This is a genomic window from Pseudobutyrivibrio xylanivorans, assembly GCF_010906925.1.
Taxonomy (GTDB): domain Bacteria; phylum Bacillota; class Clostridia; order Lachnospirales; family Lachnospiraceae; genus Pseudobutyrivibrio.
On sequence record NZ_VTVE01000003.1, the window covers coordinates 269,742 to 291,327 of the forward strand.

The following is a 21,586-nucleotide window of genomic DNA, read 5'->3' on the forward strand; positions in this document are numbered from 1 at the left end:
TTTAATAGAATGATATTAATGACAGGAGCAACAGGATTTCTAGGTAGTAATCTTGCAAAAGCGCTTGTTGAACGCGGATTTGATTTAATTTGTATTTATAGAAATAGTTCATCTTTTAGTAGACTACACGATGTTTATGAAAGGATAACTTGGATACAAAATAATGAGGACGATATAACAAAAGCGTTTGAAGAGCATGAAATCGATGTTATTCTCCATTGTGCCACGGATTATGGTAGAGATAATACTTCAATGATAAGTGTTATCAAATCAAACATAGAATTTCCGTTATATCTTTTTGAATTGGCTATAAAGAATAAAGTGAAATTTTTTATAAATACAGATACTTTTTTTGAAGATGAATTAAAGAATGGATGGATATCTAATTCAAAAGTGTATTTGAATAATTATGTTAAAACAAAGTTTTTCTTTAAAAACATAGTTAGTGAAAATATAGAGGCATATGATATTTCATTGATAAATATGAAATTGCAGCATATTTATGGAAAAAATGATGATGATACAAAATTTGTACAATTTTTGACAAATTCCTTAAAGAATAACATGCAAAAATTAGAGTTAACAGCGGGAGTTCAAACTAGAGACTGGATATATATTGATGATGTTGTGGATGCTTATATTATAGTGATTGATAATCTTTCGAAGTTTAAAACAAGCGCGGTTTTAAATTTTGAGGTTGGAACAGGTATAGAGACTTCCTTGCGAGATTTTTGTTTGTTAATGAAGCAGATAAGCAATGCTACAACAGAATTTGTTTTTGGAGCGAGGGAAATGAATGAAAATGAATTACTTAGTTCTAAAGCAGACAATGCTTCTTTAAGGCAACTAGGGTGGAAGCCTCAAATAAGTCTAAAAAAAGGAATTCAATTGTTATTTGATGAATCTGATCGAAAGTAGTCAGTAAAAAATAAGATATCAGTTAAGAATTATGATGAATATTAAAGAAAAAAATGTAAATAATAAAATAATAACATACGGGATTGTGGCGCTTGCTTCAATCCTTTTATTTGTATCATTGTTTGGAGTGACTTGTCTCAATCCATTAAATATAGAGTGGTTATTAAAGAATCCTGATTTGTATAATCATTATTTGAAATGGGATGCATTTAGACATAGTGATTTTACTTTTCCTATTATGGGAAGTAATACCATATCTTATCCAGACTATTCATCATACATTACAAGAGATAATGTATTGTTTCTTGAGCTAATTTTTAAGATATTATCTCCTATATTACCTGTGAGTTTCCAATACTTTGGAATATGGGGATTGATATGTTTTCTTTTACAGGGGGTATTTTCGGTAAAACTGTTTTCAAAACTCTGTGAGGATAACAACAAGATACTTGCCTCTAGCATTATTTACTTGGTCTTTATGTCTATTATGGGCAGGATGTATATCGGAACAGCTATGTCTGCTCAGTGGATGCTTACTTTGATGGCTATTCTATTTTTTGATTATGTAAAAAAAGTCTATAGCTTAAAGCAAGTATATTGCTATACTGGTATTATTTCTGTATTGGCAGGATTGATTTCTCCATTCTATTCAATTATGTTTTTATGTTTTTTGTTTGGATGCGCTGTTTGGGAAGGACTGAATAAATCTGAAGTAATTGCAATAAAAGCTTTTGGTATATCATTAGTTATTAGTTATATATTATTAATTATTTTTGGTGGAACTGATGAGCTTGGTAATGGTATTACATTTAAAATGCCATTGTTGAGTTATTATGCAAAGAGTGAAGATGCCTATAGGGTCTATATAGGATTAGGAGAATTATTACTTTTACTATATATAGGCTACACATTATTCGAAGGGAAAAAGATAGTAAATATTCTGAAGAATCGATGGAGATATATAGTTTCGATTCTAGTTATTATAGCGCTTGTTGGTACAATATTGGTGTTAAAACCATCAATTAGTAGAAATATTGTTCGTACCCCAGATGCATTGAGTTTTTATAACACTTTGTTAGAAACTATAGTGGTTGCAGCATTTGTGATTGTTATTCCTATAGCATATGCGATAGTTTATGTTTTAAAACTGTATGATAAAAAGAAAATAGCACTGATTTTTGCCATAGTTCTTTTAATGCAACTTGATAATATAAATTCTGTGTATTCAGCAGCACATAGTAAAGAGTATGCAGTTAATGTATATGATATTGTGTTAGAAGATACCGAGTTTTGGAAGAGTATAGCAGATGATGGTGAATTACACGAGCTAGTATTCATGTACAATGCTTCAAATGACGATTTGGTTCGATGGGCGCTTGATAACGAAATGGTAATATCTAAGGGTGCATATTCTAGTGATAATCATTTTAATATGTATAGTGAATTATTAGATGAACCTGATAAAAATACTATATTTATTTTTAACGCCGAAGATAAAAGTATTGATTATATGAACTATGATAATCTTCATTATTATCTAGCTGATGGATATGTAATTGGCTGTAAGAATGAATTGGAGAATGCAGAGAGTGAATCAATAACTGCAAGTCAGCTGTGTACACGAGTTTTTGAATCAGATGAAATATACGTGGAAAGTGGCTACACATTGTTTGGCAAAGAGTACATACTACAAGGGGGATATACTTTTGGACCATATTGTAGTGTGAATGATTACACTTACATGGCAGCTATAAAGGGATATAACCTTACTGATAATATAGATGTACAGGTATACTCTGAGCAGGGCAAGCATAATTATGAATACGAAGTGGTTGAAAAAACAAATAAGATGTTAGTTTTAAATGTGAATGTAGATGAGCCTGCGGATAGTTTTGAGATAATGATTAGAAACAATTCGTTTAAATTTGTAGTGGTGGATAATATTACATTGACGCCTATTGAAAAAGAAGAAGAGGGAGTAGAGGAATAATGGAAAAAAGTATAGCTGTAGCAGGAACAGGATATGTAGGATTATCACTAGCTGTATTATTAGCGCAGAATAATCACGTGACTGCTGTAGATGTAATACAAGAAAAAGTTGAGTTGATTAATAATAGAAAATCTCCTATTCAAGATGAGTATATTGAGAAGTATCTAGCAGAAAAAGAATTGGATTTAACTGCTACACTTGATGGGGCCTCAGCATACAAGGATGCAGAATTTGTGATTATTGCAGCACCTACCAATTACGATAGTAAGATGAATCATTTTGATACATCTGCTGTCGAGCAGGTAATAGAGCTTGTACTTTCTGTTAATCCAAATGCGATAATGGTTATCAAAAGTACTATACCGGTAGGATATACAGAGTCAGTTCGTAAAAAATATAATACAAGGAATATCATTTTTAGCCCAGAGTTTCTTAGAGAGTCAAAGGCTTTATATGACAATCTTTACCCATCTAGAATTATAGTGTCTACAGACAAAAATGATGAAAGATTAGTAAAGGCGGCCCATGAGTTTGCAGATTTACTTAAAGAGGGAGCGATTAAAGAAGATGTAGAGACTCTTTTTATGGGATTCACTGAAGCAGAGGCGGTAAAGCTTTTTGCTAATACATATTTAGCCCTTAGAGTATCATATTTTAATGAGTTGGATACTTATGCTGAATTAAAGGGATTAAATTCTCAAAAAATAATTGAGGGTGTAGGTCTAGATCCAAGAATTGGTTCACACTATAACAATCCATCATTTGGATACGGCGGTTATTGCCTACCAAAGGATACAAAGCAATTATTGGCTAACTATGCAGATGTGCCACAGAATATGATTTCTGCAATAGTTGAAAGTAATAGAACACGTAAAGATTATGTTGCAGAAAGAGTGCTTAACATAGCAGGATTTTATGGTGACTATAATCGTGGCGATTTTCCACCAAATGTTGAAAAAGAGTGCGTAGTTGGTGTATATCGACTTACTATGAAAAGCAACTCTGATAATTTTAGACAAAGCTCTATTCAGGGTGTAATGAAGCGAATTAAGGCAAAAGGAGCAACTGTAATCATTTATGAGCCAACTTTAGAGAATAATAGTACATTCTTTGGAAGTAGAGTGGTAAATGATTTAGACGTGTTTAAAGAAAAATGTCAGTGTATTATTGCTAATAGATATGACTCTTGTTTGGACGATGTTGCGGATAAGGTGTATACTAGAGACTTGTTTAGAAGAGATTAAAGGATATAGATAGTTTTATGTTTGGAATAATTGTACTAATACTCGCATCTATCATTGAGATGGTGCTTATAATTAAAAAGAAATCTATCGGCACATTATTTATTGCGGTATGTGTGGAATCTTTATTACTTGTTATATATTCCATATTAACCTATGGCCAGACATTTATTCATTCAGATGTAGCAACACCGATACTGTTATGGGAAAGTATAGTTAAAAATCATAATTTATTTCCTGCGTCTTTTAATTACGCCAATGGTGATGTTTGGTTTTTATCATTACAATTATTCTGTGCAATTCCTTCTATTTTTATTAAGAGCCAGAGTTTGGTTAGAATGTTGGCATCGGCACAATTTGTCATAGTTGCAGTATTAGGAATAGTATATGCTTCTAAGAAATTATTTAAGGATAATTCTTGGTCATTGATTGTTCCAATTATATTTCTGATGATAACTGGTCAGAGGAGTATGCTTATTTATGAGGCAGGATATATATCCCTTGTATTATGGCTAACTCTTGTTCCAAGTTTATTTTATGTAGTAATTAACGGGCGGGCCAAACTAGGAATAGTTCAGTTTTTATTGCTTACTGCATTGGTTATGGCATCGCCTATCAGATATGCTGCTGAGTTGATATTGCCTTTATTACTTGCTTACATTTACGTTGAGTTTATTGCTGAAAAGGCAGAGTTTACATTTAAATCATTTTATAAATCAATGATTAAGCCGGCGGTATTATTAGTAGTGCCTACAGTAATAGGTTCAATATTATATAGTTGGTTATGCTCTTGGCATAACATGAATATTACAGATACAAGTAGCACTGTTTTTGTTAGTTCTGTTTGGGAAATTTGGCAAAATATTCAATCGTCAGTCCTCAATCTTTATTCTTGCTTTGGATACTTTGGCGGTGCTTCTTTGTTTTCACTAGAAGGAATTAGTAATCTCATAAGCATCGTTTTATGTACACTAGTATGTATTGTTGTGCCATATTTACAACTGAAGCGATTGAATAATGAGTCTAAGAGCGTACAGTACTTTTATGTTTTTGCGATGGCGCACAATGCTGTTTTATTTATGACTTGTGTATTCTTTGGGCAGGCTGCGGTTGTAAGATATTTGCTCACAACAGTCGTATTGTTTATTGTGATTTCAGCTAGATATATCTATGCTTATTGGCTTAGAGAAGACGTAGCAGGAAGAGTACTTGCCTATAGCTTTATCTTTTGTGTGATAATTGAGGGTGGATTAATTACTTCCGGAACTTTCGGATGGAAAGATACTCTGTTGCAGAAAAAAGAATTGGCAAATATTCTAGAGGAAAATGATTTAAAAAAGGGATATGCTTCATATTGGAATGCATATAATAACGAGGTTTATGCAGATTTAGAAGTTGATTTTGGTGCTATAATTATTGAGTCAGATGGGCTGACACCTTTTTATTGGTTAGTGGATAATTCTGCTTTTACACCAGAATACGAAAAGACATTTTTGTTACTTACTACAGAAGAACATGACTCATTAGGGTTTAATATCGTTAACACATTTGGTGCTCCATCTCAGGAGCTTGATAATGGAGAATACTATATACTAGTTTTTGATTATGATATAGTTCAAAATATGAAGGGCTTTTCTACTAATAAACAGTAGAAAACCATAGGAGGTAAAAAAATGGAACCCATATCTTTTAATGTTCCACCATGTGTGGGAACTGAAATAGAATATGTAGCAGATGCTATTGCAAAGCATAAAATATGCGGCGATGGTGAATATACAAAAAAGTGTAATGCTTGGATAGAGGAGAAGACAGGTACGCCAAAGGCATTACTGACAACATCTTGCACACATGCAACCGAGATGGCAGCACTTCTTGCTGACATACAGCCAGGTGATGAAGTTATTATGCCATCGTACACTTTTGTTTCTACAGCTGATGCATTTGTTCTTAGAGGAGCAAAAGTTGTATTCGTTGACATTCGTCCAGACACAATGAATATCGATGAGAACAAAATAGAGGCAGCTATTACCAAAAAGACTAAGGCTATAGTTCCAGTTCATTATGCAGGAGTATCTTGTGAGATGGATACAATTATGGATATAGCACGTAGACATAATCTCGCTGTAATTGAGGATGCCGCCCAGGGTATCATGAGCACATATAAGGGACGAGCACTTGGTACTATTGGTGATTATGGCTGCTACAGTTTCCATGAGACTAAAAATTATTCCATGGGAGAGGGCGGAGCTATTCTCATTAAAAGCCCAGATATGGCAGAGCGTGCAGAGATTATTAGAGAAAAAGGAACTAACCGTGCCAAATTCTTTAGAGGTCAGATAGATAAATATACATGGGTAGATGCTGGTTCTAGCTATTTACCAAGTGAATTGAATGCTGCATATCTATATGCTCAGCTTCAGGTGGCAGATAAGATATATGATAATCGTATGGCAGCATGGAATAAGTATTATGAATTGCTATCACCACTTGCAGATTCTGGAAAGATTGATTTGCCAGTAGTACCAGAGGGTTGTGTTCATAATGCGCATATGTTCTACATTAAAGCAAAAGATATAGAAGAACGTACTAGATTTATTTCATACATGAAAGAAGCCGGTATAGGATGTGTGTTCCATTATATTCCATTGCATTCGGCACCTGCTGGACGCAAGTATGGACGTTTCCATGGTGAGGATATATATACAACCAAGGAGAGTGAGAGATTGGTACGTCTGCCAATGTTCTATGGTATCACAGAGGAGCAGGTAGAGTTTATTTGTGATAGAGTAAAAGCATTTTATTCTTAAGGCAATAGTTAGGAGTATAAAAGTGAAGATATCAGTTGTAATTCCCATGTATGGGTGTCGAGAAGCTATTGGAGAGCTACATTCTCGATTAGTGACTTCTGTTTCAAAAATAACAGATGACTACGAGATTATAATGGTTAATGATAATTGCCCACAGAACTCTTGGGAAGTAATAGAGGAACTTTGTTCTAAGGACAAACATGTTAAGGGAATTGAATTATCTAGAAACTTTGGTCAGATGAAGGCTATCTTAGCTGGTTTAGACAATGCAAGCGGTGATTGGATTGTTGTTATGGATTGCGACTTACAGGATAGGCCAGAGGAGATTATTAGATTATATGAAAAAGCTCAGGAAGGATACGATGTTGTATTTGCAAGAAGAGCACATAGACAAGATAATCCAATAAAAATCTTTTTAGCTAATCAATTTTATAAAGTATATCGATACGCAGTAGATGGCGAATATGATGGAGCTATTTGTAACTTCAGTATTGTAAAAAAAGAAGTGATAGAAAAATATTGCCAGATGCGCGAGCAGCACAGAGCATATGTTATGTATCTGCGTTGGCTTGGATTTAGGCAGGCAGTAATTGATGTAGAGCATAATGAACGATTTGCTGGTAAGTCTGGTTATAGCTTAAAAAAACGCTTGAACATGGCAATAGAATTGCTTACCTCACAATCGGATAAGATTCTCAGACTATTTATTAGATTGGGCTTTGGTCTCAGTTTTATTTCTTTTTTGGCTATTATAGGTTTAATTATATATCATTTTGTAGCAGATGTAGCAATTGGATGGACTAGTCTGATCGCAACCACAGTATTAATGGGAGGCTTGATTATTTCTGTTATTGGTGTGGTTGGAATCTACGTAGGCAATATTTTTATAGAGACAAAAAATAGACCTTTGTATGTTATAAGGCAAATATTAAATTCAGACAAATAAAATAGGAGCAGTCTATGAAAAAGATTGTAATTTTTGGCGCCACAGGAAATATTGGCGCCTATTTAGTAGATTATTGTAATAGTCATATTGATAAGTCAAAGTATGAAGTTGTGGCCGTAGGCAGGAGAAAGACGGATTTCTTTAATAAGCATGGAATAAGATACTGCCAGGTGGATATCACTAAGGATGAGGATTTTAAGAATCTACCTACAGATGATGTCTATGCGGTTATTAATACTGCTGGATTATTGCCAGCATATTTAAAGGAATATGACCCTTTTGCTTATGTTGAGACTAATATAAATGGCGGACTTAGAATTTTAGAGTATGCAAGAAAAAATGGCGCTGATAGAGCGCTATATACTCAGACTTGGTCTGAGCTTGGTGGTTATTGGGGAAAGGAAGAAGTGTTGTCTCCGGATATGCCACGTAAGCTTATTTATACTGGAGATCATGCTTTTTATGCTATCACAAAGACTATGATAGTAGAGACGATGGAGCATTATAAGCAGGAATACGGTCTAAAGAATTTTGTTTTTAGGTTACCTAATGTTTATTTGTATCATCCAGAGAAATACTACTACGTAGATTGCATAAAAAAGCCTATAGCATATCGATATATGATAGATAGAGCAATAGCTGGTGAGCCTATTGAAATGTGGGGCAATCCTGATGCTTTTAAAGATATTTTATATATCAAGGATTTGTGTCAGATGATGTATAAGGCTTTGTTTGCTGCTGTAGATGGTGGTACATACAATGCAGGAACTGGAATTAAGACCACATTGCGTGAGCAAATTCAAGGCATGGTAGATGTATTTTCCAGTGATGGACATAAATCTGAGATAATTGAAAAGCCAGATGGAGCTGGGTTTACTAGCTTCGTAATGGATATTTCTAATGCTAAAGCAGATTTAGGATACGAACCAGAATATACATATATCAAATATTTAGAAGATTATAAAAAAGAGCAGCAAGAGAAGAGGTTTGATGAGCTGTGGAAAAGATAAAACTAGCAATTATTGGGGCTTCATATTTACAGGAGCCTTTAATTCAAAAAGCAAAAAGTCGTGGGATTGAAACTCATGTATTTGCATGGGCAGCAGGTGATGTTGGAGAGAAAAGCGCAGATTATTTTTATCCCATTAGCATCACAGAGAAAGATGAGATTCTTGAAAAATGTAGAGAGATTGGTGTAGATGGTATTTGCACTATTGCTTCTGATTTGGCAGCTGTGACGGTTGGGTATGTTGCAAATGGATTAGGATTAATTGGAAATCCTATGGAAGCAGTTAATGTGTCGACCAATAAGCACTTGATGCGTCAGTGTTTTGAAAAAAATGGTGACCCATCACCAAAGAGCATTCAAGTTATTTCTGTAAATGATTTGGATGGTATTGCATTGGAATATCCTATAATTGTAAAACCAGTTGATCGTTCAGGTAGCCGTGGTATTACAAAATTAGAAACAGTCGACGGTCTAGAAGAGGCTATAAAAAGAGCGATTGAACAGGGATTTGAAAAATGCGCTCTAGTAGAAGAATTTGCGGTTGGCCAGGAGTATAGTGTTGAGTATATTTCGTGGAAGGGACAACACACATTTTTAGCGTTGACTAAGAAATATACTACAGGAGCCCCAGATTTTATTGAAACTGGACATATTGAACCTGCTCCTGTATCAAGGGATTTATTAGCTAAGGTGCAGGCAGTAGTCTCACATGCCTTGGATAGTCTCGGTGTGCAGTATGGTGCATCTCATTCGGAGATAAAGATTGCCCCAAACGGTGATATCAAAATCATCGAAATCGGAGCTAGAATGGGTGGAGACAATATCGGTGCAGCCCTTGTTCAGCTTTCAACTGGATATGATTTCATAGATGCAGTAATTGATGTGGCATTAGGAAATGAACCAAAAAGTTGCAAGAGTAAAGAGTCTTGTGCTGGTATCAGATTCGTATTTACGAAGAATGATTTGAAGTGTCTCGATGAGATTAAGCGTTGCAACCCTGAAATATTAATCGAGGAAGATGTTCATGATATCACTGATGAAAAGGTTGTAGACAGCGGCTCGCGGTTTGGATACTTTATGTTTGCAGCTGATGATATCAAAACTATTGAAAAATATATGCCTGAAATGGGCGTTGAATAATTGGAGATATAGATGATAAAGTCAAAAATCAAAACGCTTTTTGTGTTACATCTAATGCTTATGGTTTATTCAATGAGTGGAATATGTAGCAAGAAGGCAGCTGGAGTAGAGTTCTTAAGTTTAGAATTCTGTGTTTATTATGGTTTGATAATATTATTACTTGGATTGTATGCAGTTGGATGGCAGCAGATAATAAAGAGACTTCCACTCACTACAGCATTTGCTAATAAAGCAATTACTGTAGTTTGGGGACTAATATGGGGCCTTTTATTCTTCCATGAAAAGATTACAATTGGGAAGATTGTAGGCGTTGTATTAGTTATTGCTGGTGTTATTACATACGTATATGCGGATAGGGAGGACTCATCGGATGAATAAGAAAGAGATTTATTATTCCCTATTTTTATTAGCAGGAGTGTTCGCAAGTTCTATATCTCAAGTAATGCTTAAAAAGGCTGCACTGAAAAAATACGATAGTAAGATAAAAGAATACTTAAATCCATTGGTATTTTTTGCTTACGTTATTTTTGTTGGAACGACATTTTTATCAATCTTAGCATATAGAGGAATCCCTATCTCGATGGGACCTGTACTTGAGGCAACTAGTTATATCTATGTTACTATTTGGGGTGTAACCATATTTAAAGAAAAAATAAATGCACAGAAACTGATAGCATTAGTATTAATTGTTGCTGGAATTGTGGTATATTCCTTTGCGGGATAATTAATGTAAATACGATATAAAGGGCGCAGATTATGAATATATTTTCAAAGAAAGATACAAATATTGTAAAAGGAATAGCCATTTTAGCCATGGTATTCCATCATTTGAATTCTAATAATCCGGGAATTCCATTGAAGTTGGAAGGGTTTTCTGATTTAACACTTTTATTTGCTACAACTGGAAAGGTTTGTGTTGCCCTTTTGACAATTTTAAGCGGATATGGTCTTACATGTAGTTGGGAAAAGAGAAATATCTCTTCTAGTAATAATATAATAAAAAAGATAGGGCGAGGGTTCTTGTTTTCTCTAGAGCACTATATTCAATTATTGTCTATGTATTGGTGTGTGTTACTATTTGCATTCATATGTGTATATTTTTATTATGGATCGGTTATATCAGTATATGGAATTGAAGAAAAAGCATCTTTATATTTTTGGCTAGATGTTTTTGGAATTGGAGCAGTGTCAGATGGCCCTTCGCTTTTAGGTGGATGGTATCTTTCAGCAATTGTTTTACTGTATTTCTTATTTCCAATAATTTACATTCTTGTGAAAAAGCTCAAAATTTTTTCGGTGTTAGTATTGTATATTCCCTGGGTGTATTATTTGATTAAACAAGATTACAATATGCATACCGATTGGTGGTTGTTCTATGTGTATGCTTTTGCCTTAGGAATATATTTTGCATATAATAACACTATCGTTAAAGTTTCAAGTTTTTTCGATAATAAGAAATTACTAGTGTTATGTTTATTAGCTTTATCAGTATTTATAAGAGCTTTTGTGGCATTGCCTGCAGATGGGCTTGTAGCATGTGCTATAATCCTGTTTGCAAAGGTGGTTATAAATGAAGCAGGAGTATTTGGAAGAGCTTTATCCTATATAGGAGAGAATAGTGCTAATATATGGCTTATGCATATTTTTATTAGCATGTTATTAAATGATGCAGGCGTTATCGTGAATATTGGGCATTACATAATAAGAGTTGTTATATGCTTGGGTATTTCCATATTAATTGAATCAATGAAGACAGCAATTAATTATAATGGTTATGTAATGAGCCTTAGAAATAGACTTATGAAGATAGGATAGTAATAGTTAGTTGGTAATTTTGTAGGTATAAAAAATGAAGTGTTTAGTTTTAGCAGGTGGTGCAGGTGATAGACTCTGGCCACTTTCAAGAAAAGATTTTCCAAAACAGTTTATAAAGAGTGAGGGAGAACTTTCGCTTTTTCAGGAGACAATTACAAGAAATATTCCATATTGTGATGAATTTGTAATTGTTACAAACAAGAAATATGAAAATATAGTAAAGGGCCAATTGCAGCAGTTTCAGGGAATTTCCTACAGAATTATTCTTGAGACAGTTGGAAATGGAACTGCAGGAGCAATTGCTGTGGCGACAGCTGTTTTTTCTGCAAAGGAAGAAGTGTTGGTGGTTCCAGCTGATACTGTAATGGGTCAAGATGGTTATTCTGATGCTATATATAAGGCTAAGGAATATATTAAGCAGGGACAGCTCTGCCTATTTGGCACTACAGCTACTAGTGCTTCCACTGAGTATGGATATATTCAAACTGAAGGTGATAAAGTAATCAGATTTTTAGAAAAACCAACATCAGATTTAGCTGATAAGATTTTCTGGCAAGAGAATACGCTTTGGAATTGTGGAATGCTTATGTGTTCAAATAAGATTCTGAAGGAAGAATTAGAAAAATACTGTGGAAAGATACTGGTGGTTGTTTCAGAGGCAGTTGATAATTCTAAGACAACAAAACATGGCAGCATTTTGTTGGAAAGCAAAGATGATTCTAGAGTAAGTTTTGAAAGAACAGTTCTTGAAAAAAGTGATAGACTTGCAGCTGTAAAAATCTATTGTGATTGGAATAGAGTAAGCGATTTTAAGGCATATGAAGATTTGTATGGTGATGGCTCACTCAATACTATTTTCAATAAATGCGACGATGTATCTGTAATTAATAAATCTGAGAATCAGTTGATTGTAGTAAATGAGCTGGATAATTTATTGGTTGTTAATACTCCAGATGCTCTTTATATTTCAGATAAGGATAAGGCTGATGAGATAAAAGGAATTATTGATACAGAAGGTGATGAGAAAGATTATTTTGTTCGCACCCCTGTAATTTATCGTCCATGGGGTACACGAGAGCTTATTCAAGAGGCAGAAGGATATAGAGTAAGAAAGATATCTATCTACCCAGGTATGCAGCTTTCTAGTCATATCCATGAAAAGCGAAATGAAAATTATACTGTAATAACAGGCGTACTTACTGTTATACTTCCAGATAAAACAGTTGAAGTGGATAGTGGAGAGATAATTAATATCGAAGCTGGTGTGGAACACAGACTTCAAAATAATACAGATGAGACTATTATTGTTATCGAGGTAGATACCGGAAAAATTATTGATGAAAACGATATGGTCCAAGGCCAGAAGTCTTTTGATAAGGAGATCGAGCTCCCTTCATTATATCGACTTCATCCAGCATATAAGGATTACCTCTGGGGTGGAAACACTCTTGTAGAGAAATATGGCAAGGACTCTACTTATGAGATAACTGCTGAGTCATGGGAATTATCAGCGCATCCAGATGGTCCTTGTAAGATTGTTGGCGGCGAGCTAGATGGTACATCATTTGACCACTTCATCAGAACATATGGAGAGAGAGTTTGTGGATGGAAGAGCAAGACATTTGATAGATTCCCTGTATTAATAAAGTTTATTGATGCAAGAAATGCTTTATCTGTTCAGATTCATCCAAACGACGACTACGCATTCCCAGTTGAGAATGAATTTGGTAAGAATGAGATGTGGTATGTTATGGATGCTGCTCCAGGTTCTTATCTCTACTGCGGTCTTTCTAAGGAGTGCAGCAAGGAAGAAATCCGTGAGAGGATTGAAAATGTTACTCTGACAGAGGTACTAAACAAGATTGAGGTTAAGCCAGGCGATGTAGTATTTGTTCCTGCAGGGACAATTCATGCGATTGGTGCAGGCATACTTATATGTGAGATTCAACAGAATTCAAACTGTACATATAGAATGTATGATTATGGTCGCCGTGATAAGAATGGCAATCTGCGTGAGCTTCACATTGACAAGGCACTTGATGTAGTTAATGTGGATCCGTATATGCCAGAGTTAACTGGATTTAGTGATGCTGTAACTACTGCAGAGGGCTCGACAGAGCGTGTACTTAGCCGCTGTAAATATTTCCAGGTTACAGATTATAAGATTTCAGACCATGAGATTATTCAGGTAGATGATTCTTCATTCAAGGCGTTTGTTGTGCTAGAAGGAAACTGTGTGATTCGTTGTGGTGATGAAGAATGTCAGGCAAAGCCAGGGGATAGTTTCTTTGTAAGTGCAGGTCGCAAGAGAGTGCATATCGATGGTGAGTGCGAAGTTATAGTTACAAACATCTAACCAAAGTTTCAAAAAACAAAATAATAGTATATAATGGGCTATGGTTAACGAATATTAATCGTAGTCCAGTTTTTTAGAAGAGGTATATGTATGTTAGATTATAAAAAAGAATATGAAAGATGGATTAATTTTGATTTAGAGGATAAAGATTTATTACCTGAACTTCAGGCAATGTCAGGACAGGATATTGAGGATTCGTTCTACAGAAATCTTGCATTTGGTACAGGTGGACTTCGTGGTACTATTGGCGCAGGTACTAATAGAATGAATATTTACACTGTTTCTAAGGCTACTCAGGGGCTTGCTGATTATCTTATTAAGAAGTATGGCAAGCAGGCTAGTGTTTCAATTGGCTATGATAGCCGTATTAAGTCTGATGTATTTGCAAAGGTAACAGCTGGAGTGTTTGCAGCAAATGGTATTGCTGTGCATTTTTGGCCAGAACTTTTACCAGTTCCGACACTTTCTTTTGCAACTAGATACTTGCATACATCAGCTGGAGTTATGATTACTGCATCACACAACCCATCAAAATATAACGGATACAAGGTATACGGAGATGATGGTTGCCAGATTACAACAGAAGCAGCTGCAGAGATTCTTGCTGAAATCGAGAAGCTTGATATCTTTGCTGATGTTAAGCATGGCTCATTTGATGATGGTGTAGCATCAGGGAATATTAAGTATATTGGTGAAGAGGTACTTACTGCGTTTATCGAAGAAGTAAAGAATCAGTCAATGCTTAAGGCTGGTGATGTTAATGTAAATAAAGATGTTGCTATCGTATATTCTCCGCTTAATGGTACCGGACTTGTGCCAGTTACACGCACACTCAAGGAGATGGGATATACAAATATTACTGTAGTAGCTGAACAGGAGAAGCCAGATGGCAATTTCCCTACATGTCCATATCCAAACCCAGAAATCAAAGAAGCAATGGCACTTGGCATGGAATATGCTAAAAAGTGCAACGCAGATTTACTTCTTGCAACAGATCCTGACTGCGATAGAGTTGGTATTGCTGTAAAGGATGTGGCAGGTATCCGCGGAGCTGCCGGTGAGTATGCACTTCTTTCAGGCAATGAGACAGGTATTCTTTTATTAGATTATATTTGCAGCCGTCGCATTGCTACAGGAACAATGCCAGCAGCACCAGTAATGGTAAAGACTATTGTTACATCTGATATGGCGACTCAGGTTGCAGACAACTATGGTGTTCGCACTATCGATTGCCTCACAGGATTCAAATTTATCGGTGAGCAGATTGGTTTAATGGAGTCTCGTGGTGAAGAAGATAACTATATCTTTGGTATGGAAGAGTCATACGGATATTTAACAGGCGGATATGTACGTGATAAAGATGCCGTTGATGGTGCGTTCATGATTTGCGAGATGTTTGCATACTATGCTACTCAGGGGATCGGACTTATCGAGAAACTAGAGGAGCTTTATAAGAAGTATGGCTACAGACTCAATACACTTCATTCTTATGAGTTTGACGGCGCAGCCGGCGCTGAGAAGATGAAGGGAATCATGGCTACATTCCGTGGCGACATTACTTCATTTGGTGGTAAGAAAGTAGAGAAACTTATCGATTACCTACCAGGTGTAGATGGTTTGCCAAAGTCAGATGTATTGAAGTTCTTGTTGGAGGATAACTGTTCAGTTGTTGTTCGCCCTTCAGGTACAGAACCAAAGGTTAAGTTCTATATTTCAATTTCAGATTCAAGCATGGAAGCTGCTAGTGAAGTGGAGAAGAAAGTGCTTGCTGATTTAGAAGAGATAATGGGAAAATAAAGTGAGATGATTGGAGCTGCCGTGGCTGATGCCACGGCAGCTTTTGCTAATACTACGTTTTAACCAATTATTTACAGGTTATTTTCTTTTTAAGCTTATTTAGAAAGAATTTATCCATTATTTTTCCAATAACCAAACTAACTACAATTCCCATAAATAGGTATATCACAAACCATATTCCGGATGTATCATATACAGGGAACGCGGTTAGTGATGATAAAGGCGCATCAGCAAAGATTATTTGTAAAACTATCGTAAATCTAAAAGCTAAAAACTGCCATATTACAATATGTATTGAATTCTTACCTAAATAACATATTGCATCAACAATTTTGTTTTTCTTAATCATTGAGCTCACAGATGACAAATATATGAAACTGAAAGTTGCAAATATCGCTCCGATCATAAATGATATCTTATTATCATAGGTATTATCTGCTATGCTGCCAGGGAAATGTTCTGACCAAAAGGCTGATATTGGCAACATCACCATTGTCATAATTCCGCCAACAACTTTATTGACATTGCACATTAAATACTTGTTATATATGAACCCCATGACATAAAAGCCTGAGCAAATCAAAGTCCTACTAATCCTATATGGAAATGTTATCTGAAATCCGAGTACCACAACAATCACACTTATTGGAAGTAAAAGAAAATCACTTATTTTATGTTTTGAAAAAGTGCGATATAAGCAATGAACCAGAACACTCACCCAGAACAATGCTGGTAAAAACCAAGTTGCTCCTAAAAAAGGAACTTTGCCAACGGTAGTGACAATCTCTAAGATTTCTTTTAAACAAACTTTGTATTCCCATTTTTTCCAATAAAATAATATAAAGAAAACAGGATAAAACAGCAGATTATAAATCCAAAAAGGTAGCAGTAAACTTTTAATTTTTACTAAAAAATATTCGCGTACTGTTTTATTTCCTTTATAAAGCATTCCAGAAATAAAAAAGAAAAATGGCATATGGAAAGATGAAATATAATTGGTAAATGGGCCAAAAGCATGAGCCCATACCACCATTATTATTCCTATTCCTTTGGCTATATCAAGAAAAAGTTTTCTATCTGAATCATATTTTTCGTCCATATACTCCCCCTAATAATCCATGTATAATACTACAAATATTTATAAACCTGTTTAAGGATTTTTATTCCACAGAAAGACTAATAAATACTTACGTAAAGCATCAAAAGCAACCCTATAATTGCAATAATGAATTGCTTTTGATGCTTTAGGCATCCGAACATATTTAGTATGAAGTCATGCTATCATTTTTTATTTGTGAAGTAAAGTAAGATTGATTCACAAATACATCGGCGAAGCCGATTACAATCCTTCCCTGCTCGCGACAGCGAGAGGGCTGGTTTGCGCGCCATGGGCGCGCTCTAAAGGGTGAAAGTCCCAAACACGCCCAGATAGTGGGAAGTGTATAGCTGAACGGCAAGGGTGTCCATCGCGAGGTGGAATCTGAAGGAAGCCGTAGGCAAATCTCTGGTCCGACGTACAGAAATCACATATAAGGCTAGGCTACGAGAGATAAGTTGGCCAGACACAACGAAGTCTAATTACTATCACCTTTGTAGTAGCAGAGTAAATGTGGCGGATATATGGAGAGAAAGAGTGCGTACCTTAAGCGTGGAGGTCTCACGGAGGTTTCATTAGCCTAGTAACAACGAACCGTGAGAAGTCAGCAGAACCCATAGTAGTGAAGAAGTCTCTGTAATGGAGATGGAGCGAAGGGGTGAACAATCAATAAGTTTGAGTATGTCTCGTTTTGCAGAGATGACAACATCTGCCGTAACCAATCGGGATAAAGATGGTCAAATCAAGCGAGGCGAAAAGGAAAGAACACATGGACACAAGTAATCTAATGGAGCAGATTCTATCTAGCGATAATCTCAACAGAGCGTATCTGCAAGTTGTACGTAACAAGGGTGCAGAGGGAGTGGACGGAATGAAGTACACAGAACTCAAAGAGCACCTTGAGTTAAACGGCGAAATCATCAAGGAACAGTTGAGGACTAGAAAGTACAAACCTCAGCCAGTATTAAGAGTGGAGATACCTAAGCCAAACGGAAGTGTCAGAAACTTAGGAGTACCTACAGTAACAGACAGATTTGTACAGCAAGCCATTGCACAGGTGCTTACACCAATCTTTGAAGAGCAATTCCATGACCATAGTTATGGATTTAGACCTAACAGAAGTGCACACCAAGCAATCTATACCGCACTAGACATAATGAATAGTGGCAATGATTGGATTGTAGACATTGACTTGGAAAAATTCTTTGACACAGTGAATCATGACAAGCTCATGACCATCATAGGTAGGACTATCAAAGATGGAGATGTAATCTCCATTATTAGAAAGTTCCTAGTCAGTGGAATTATGATTGATGATGAGTTCGAAGATTCGGTGGTGGGAACTCCTCAGGGAGGAAATCTATCGCCGTTATTAGCGAACATCATGCTCAATGAACTGGATAAGGAGATGGAAAAGCGAGGGCTTAACTTTGTACGCTATGCGGACGACTGTATAATCATGGTTGGTAGTGAAATGGCTGCTAACAGAGTCATGGGAAATATCTCACGTTTCATCGAGGAGAAACTAAGCCTTAAGGTCAATGTAACGAAGAGCAAAGTCGACAAACCGCAAGGGATAAAATATCTCGGGTTTGGATTTTTCTTAGACGACAAGACACTTCAATATAAGGCTATGCCACATGCAAAATCTGTAGAAAGCTTCAAGAGTAAGATGAGGTCAATCACCTGTCGTAGTTGGGGCGTTAGTAACAGCTACAAAGTGGAGAGATTAAACCAACTCATTAAAGGTTGGATTAATTACTTCAAGATAGGAAGTATGAGGAACATTTGCGAGAAACTTGATAGAAACATTAGGTACAGGCTTCGTATGTGCATTTGGAAACATTGGAAAACTCCACGTAAAAGAGCCAAGAATCTGATGAAGCTAGGTGTCAATAGACGCCTAGCTTACAGTACAGCATATGCAGGGCATCATGTGGCTAAGGTATGTAAGAGTCTTGCGGTTTCTCTCGCAATTAATAACAAAAGACTTGCCTCATTCGGTTTAGTCTCAATGTTAGACTACTACAATGAAAAGAGTGTCACTTGTTAAGTTGATTGAACCGCCGTGTACCGAACGGTACGCACGGTGGTGTGAGAGGTCGGCGGTCAAAGACCGCCTCCTACTCGATTGGAGTTCGGGCAGCCCTGGCCGCGGAGCGGGCGGATAGGGATGGTCCCCAAATAAGTGAGTGTAACAACTCAGTGATATAGTGTATAATAGAGTTGCGGCTTGGGCCGTGGCAAAGGAGACAAGAACAAAATGAACTTAGATTTTTATAAAGGAAAGAAAATATTAATCACAGGCCACACAGGCTTCAAGGGCTCGTGGATGTGCAAGGCTCTTATTAATGCGGGAGCTGAGGTGACTGGATATGCGCTGGCTGCACCAACTGAGCCTAGCCTTTTTGATATGCTTGGGCTTGCATCTCAGATGAATTCTGTGGAGGGAGACATCAGGGACCTAGAGCATTTGCTGTCAGTTTTTGAATCGGTTAAGCCTGAGATTGTGATTCACATGGCTGCACAGCCAATTGTGCGTGATTCATACAAGGACCCAGTTTACACATACGAGACAAATGTGATGGGTACTGTAAATATTTGCGAGGCTGTTCGTCGTACACCTAGCGTGCGTTCATTTGTAAATGTTACCACTGACAAGGTTTACCTGAACAAGGAGTGGCAGTGGGGGTATCGCGAGAACGAGGAGCTCAATGGATTTGATCCTTACTCTAATTCCAAGTCATGCTCGGAGCTTGTGACTAGCAGCTACAAGAATTCTTTCTTTACAGATGAGTACTATCAGGCTAACTATGGCGTAGAGGGGCCTGCGGTTTCTACTTGCCGTGCTGGTAATGTTATCGGCGGTGGAGATTTTGCTAATGACAGAATCATTCCTGACTGCATCCGTGCGGTGTCAGCTGGACAGGAAATCGTAGTGAGAAATCCATATTCTACACGTCCTTATGAGCACGTGCTTGAGCCAGTTATGGCATACCTGATGGTGGCTGAGGCTCAGTACAAGGACAAGTCATTTGCTAGCAGCTACAATGTAGGACCAAACGACAGCGACTGCTGGACTACAGGTGAGCTTGTTCAGCTTTTCTGTGACAAGTGGAATGGGGCTGTGGACCAGAGGGCAAGTGCCGCTGGAGCTGGAAATGCCGCTGCGACTCTTAACAAAGCTAGCTGGGTGAATAAGCATGACGGGGGCCCACACGAGGCCAATTTCCTCAAGCTTGACTGCAGCAAGCTCAAGAGTACATTCGGCTGGAGTCCAGTATGGAATGTGGAGACTACAATGGAAAAGATTGTAGAGTGGTCTGTGGCTTACCTCACTGGTGGAGATGTTGGTGCGGTTATGGATAAGCAGATTGGGGAGTTCCTTGCGTAATTTGTACATATGATATTTAATAGGCAGTCATGAGAATGGCTGCCTATAATTTTGAGTGATTTATCACTTAATAGTGTGCCAAAACAATATTTGGAATACAAAGTTTTTTTTGATGAATTTAAAGAATTTGAGAAGTCAAATAGAGTCATTGATAGAGCGTTTTGGACTTATGGGAGGTTGTTTGGGTGAATGAGAATAATGGAAATAAGGTTAAATCGGCCTTAGTGCTTACTACACAGACTTTAGCGGCACTTGGAAGTGTTGATCCAGTGTTTGCAGGAGTTTCGTTAATTACAGGTCTTATAAACGAATTGATTGTATGTCATGATGCTGAGCAGTTAGAAAAAAGATTAAATATGCTTGAGGATGAAATTAAGCGACGAGATGTTATGCTTGAATCTCTTCAAAATAGAATAGATGAGTTAGAAGAGCATTCGTACTACGTTTTACGTAATAATATTAGATGTTTTTGTTCATCTTCATATCCAGAGGTAGCAGAAATATATTCTAAATGTATAGTGGACTATTTAATTAATCAAAACCATGATATGGAAGAAGAAATATGTGAAATTTTGCAGCAATGCAATTCAAATGATATTCAGTTAATGAATTTAGTTAAGGAGTTTATCTATTCTGGAAGCCATGAGGAGGCTGAAGAGGAGAAAAAGAAGATTATAAAGGATGTAGAAGATATAAACAGTGGTGTAAAAAAATATCGAGATAGAAGCATTATTTATGGAGAGTACACTATTTTCTGGAAAGATTTCATGAAAGAAAATCATGTGAGAAATGTCGAGGATATGACTATGATGTTAAATAATCAATTAATGGCAGATGGCAAGGATTTAGTGTACGATTGGGCTTACTTATCGAGAGCAATTGTGAAACTAAGTAATTTGGGAGTTTTACAGCTAGAATATAGAAATAAATTGGGGACTAACTCTCCATTTAATATTGATAGATTTCATGTGACGTTGTTTGGAAGGAAGCTGTTGGAGTATTTATAAAAGAATAATTGGTACGATAATCAGTTAATAGATATAATGAATGTATGAAGGACTTTAATACTATAGTTAA

At 36.3% G+C, this 21,586-nt stretch carries 17 protein-coding genes; 16 read left to right on the top strand and 1 reads right to left on the bottom strand.

Annotated features, from left to right (window positions below; translation table 11 throughout):
- Positions 1-9: 9 nt before the first annotated feature.
- The 13 genes from F0Q01_RS10560 to F0Q01_RS10620 all read left to right on the top strand — a co-directional run bounded on the left by F0Q01_RS10560 (position 10) and on the right by F0Q01_RS10620 (position 16,019).
- Complete coding sequence (locus tag F0Q01_RS10560) at positions 10-918, top strand: NAD-dependent epimerase/dehydratase family protein (protein WP_090488754.1); 909 nt, start codon at positions 10-12, stop codon at positions 916-918.
- 31 nt (positions 919-949) lie between these two features.
- Positions 950-2,908, top strand: a complete 1,959-nt coding sequence (locus F0Q01_RS10565; RefSeq protein WP_143096657.1) for a DUF6311 domain-containing protein — start codon at positions 950-952, stop codon at positions 2,906-2,908.
- On the top strand, positions 2,908-4,152 hold the full coding sequence (locus F0Q01_RS10570; RefSeq protein ID WP_090488758.1) for a nucleotide sugar dehydrogenase: 1,245 nt from the start codon (positions 2,908-2,910) through the stop codon (positions 4,150-4,152). Before F0Q01_RS10565 ends, F0Q01_RS10570 begins: the two co-directional genes overlap by 1 nt.
- 17 nt (positions 4,153-4,169) lie before the next feature.
- Positions 4,170-5,801, top strand: a complete 1,632-nt coding sequence (locus tag F0Q01_RS10575; protein ID WP_090488760.1) for a hypothetical protein — start codon at positions 4,170-4,172, stop codon at positions 5,799-5,801.
- Between the two features lie 21 nt (positions 5,802-5,822).
- On the top strand, positions 5,823-6,956 hold the full coding sequence (gene rffA, locus F0Q01_RS10580) for a dTDP-4-amino-4,6-dideoxygalactose transaminase (RefSeq protein WP_090488762.1): 1,134 nt from the start codon (positions 5,823-5,825) through the stop codon (positions 6,954-6,956).
- A 22-nt stretch (positions 6,957-6,978) separates the two neighbouring features.
- Positions 6,979-7,902, top strand: a complete 924-nt coding sequence (locus F0Q01_RS10585; protein ID WP_177209286.1) for a glycosyltransferase family 2 protein — start codon at positions 6,979-6,981, stop codon at positions 7,900-7,902.
- A 14-nt stretch (positions 7,903-7,916) separates the two neighbouring features.
- The gene (locus F0Q01_RS10590; protein WP_090488766.1) at positions 7,917-8,912 is read left to right on the top strand and encodes an NAD-dependent epimerase/dehydratase family protein; all 996 of its coding nucleotides are present in this window, start codon (positions 7,917-7,919) and stop codon (positions 8,910-8,912) included.
- Positions 8,900-10,051, top strand: coding sequence for an ATP-grasp domain-containing protein (locus F0Q01_RS10595; protein ID WP_177209287.1), 1,152 nt, complete (start codon positions 8,900-8,902; stop codon positions 10,049-10,051). The genes F0Q01_RS10590 and F0Q01_RS10595 overlap by 13 nt, the downstream gene beginning before the upstream one ends.
- Positions 10,052-10,063: 12 nt before the next feature.
- Positions 10,064-10,429 carry a transporter gene (locus F0Q01_RS10600; protein WP_090488768.1) on the top strand — a complete coding sequence of 122 codons (366 nt, stop codon included), beginning with the start codon at positions 10,064-10,066 and terminating at the stop codon, positions 10,427-10,429.
- Positions 10,422-10,775, top strand: coding sequence for a multidrug ABC transporter (locus tag F0Q01_RS10605; protein WP_090488770.1), 354 nt, complete (start codon positions 10,422-10,424; stop codon positions 10,773-10,775). Before F0Q01_RS10600 ends, F0Q01_RS10605 begins: the two co-directional genes overlap by 8 nt.
- A gap of 32 nt (positions 10,776-10,807) precedes the next feature.
- Complete coding sequence (locus F0Q01_RS10610) at positions 10,808-11,866, top strand: acyltransferase family protein (RefSeq protein ID WP_090488772.1); 1,059 nt, start codon at positions 10,808-10,810, stop codon at positions 11,864-11,866.
- Positions 11,867-11,900: 34 nt separating this feature from the next.
- Complete coding sequence (locus tag F0Q01_RS10615; protein WP_090488774.1) at positions 11,901-14,222, top strand: type I phosphomannose isomerase catalytic subunit; 2,322 nt, start codon at positions 11,901-11,903, stop codon at positions 14,220-14,222.
- A gap of 90 nt (positions 14,223-14,312) precedes the next feature.
- Complete coding sequence (locus F0Q01_RS10620; RefSeq protein WP_090488775.1) at positions 14,313-16,019, top strand: phospho-sugar mutase; 1,707 nt, start codon at positions 14,313-14,315, stop codon at positions 16,017-16,019.
- Between the two features lie 67 nt (positions 16,020-16,086).
- On the opposite strand, the gene F0Q01_RS10625 is transcribed toward F0Q01_RS10620, so the two are convergent.
- Positions 16,087-17,118 carry an acyltransferase family protein gene (locus F0Q01_RS10625; protein ID WP_090488777.1) on the bottom strand — a complete coding sequence of 344 codons (1,032 nt, stop codon included), beginning with the start codon at positions 17,116-17,118 and terminating at the stop codon, positions 16,087-16,089.
- 766 nt (positions 17,119-17,884) lie between these two features.
- Between F0Q01_RS10625 and ltrA the strand changes: the two genes are divergently transcribed.
- From ltrA to F0Q01_RS10640, 3 genes are all read left to right on the top strand, one after another.
- On the top strand, positions 17,885-19,168 hold the full coding sequence (gene ltrA, locus F0Q01_RS10630; protein ID WP_163927229.1) for a group II intron reverse transcriptase/maturase: 1,284 nt from the start codon (positions 17,885-17,887) through the stop codon (positions 19,166-19,168).
- A gap of 210 nt (positions 19,169-19,378) precedes the next feature.
- On the top strand, positions 19,379-20,509 hold the full coding sequence (gene rfbG, locus F0Q01_RS10635; protein WP_090488781.1) for a CDP-glucose 4,6-dehydratase: 1,131 nt from the start codon (positions 19,379-19,381) through the stop codon (positions 20,507-20,509).
- 185 nt (positions 20,510-20,694) lie between these two features.
- The gene (locus tag F0Q01_RS10640; protein ID WP_090488782.1) at positions 20,695-21,516 is read left to right on the top strand and encodes a hypothetical protein; all 822 of its coding nucleotides are present in this window, start codon (positions 20,695-20,697) and stop codon (positions 21,514-21,516) included.
- The last annotated feature ends 70 nt before the right edge of the window (positions 21,517-21,586 follow it).

Excerpts from the sequence above, each read along its gene's own strand:
- F0Q01_RS10560 (WP_090488754.1), top strand. The coding sequence starts at position 10 with ATGATATTAATGACAGGAGCAACAGGATTTCTAGGTAGTAATCTTGCA.
- F0Q01_RS10565 (WP_143096657.1), top strand. The coding sequence starts at position 950 with ATGATGAATATTAAAGAAAAAAATGTAAATAATAAAATAATAACATAC.
- F0Q01_RS10570 (WP_090488758.1), top strand. The coding sequence starts at position 2,908 with ATGGAAAAAAGTATAGCTGTAGCAGGAACAGGATATGTAGGATTATCA.
- F0Q01_RS10575 (WP_090488760.1), top strand. The coding sequence starts at position 4,170 with ATGTTTGGAATAATTGTACTAATACTCGCATCTATCATTGAGATGGTG.
- rffA (WP_090488762.1), top strand. The coding sequence starts at position 5,823 with ATGGAACCCATATCTTTTAATGTTCCACCATGTGTGGGAACTGAAATA.
- F0Q01_RS10590 (WP_090488766.1), top strand. The coding sequence starts at position 7,917 with ATGAAAAAGATTGTAATTTTTGGCGCCACAGGAAATATTGGCGCCTAT.
- F0Q01_RS10600 (WP_090488768.1), top strand. The coding sequence starts at position 10,064 with ATGATAAAGTCAAAAATCAAAACGCTTTTTGTGTTACATCTAATGCTT.
- F0Q01_RS10605 (WP_090488770.1), top strand. The coding sequence starts at position 10,422 with ATGAATAAGAAAGAGATTTATTATTCCCTATTTTTATTAGCAGGAGTG.
- F0Q01_RS10610 (WP_090488772.1), top strand. The coding sequence starts at position 10,808 with ATGAATATATTTTCAAAGAAAGATACAAATATTGTAAAAGGAATAGCC.
- F0Q01_RS10615 (WP_090488774.1), top strand. The coding sequence starts at position 11,901 with ATGAAGTGTTTAGTTTTAGCAGGTGGTGCAGGTGATAGACTCTGGCCA.
- F0Q01_RS10620 (WP_090488775.1), top strand. The coding sequence starts at position 14,313 with ATGTTAGATTATAAAAAAGAATATGAAAGATGGATTAATTTTGATTTA.
- F0Q01_RS10625 (WP_090488777.1), bottom strand. The coding sequence starts at position 17,118 with ATGGACGAAAAATATGATTCAGATAGAAAACTTTTTCTTGATATAGCC.
- ltrA (WP_163927229.1), top strand. The coding sequence starts at position 17,885 with ATGGACACAAGTAATCTAATGGAGCAGATTCTATCTAGCGATAATCTC.
- rfbG (WP_090488781.1), top strand. The coding sequence starts at position 19,379 with ATGAACTTAGATTTTTATAAAGGAAAGAAAATATTAATCACAGGCCAC.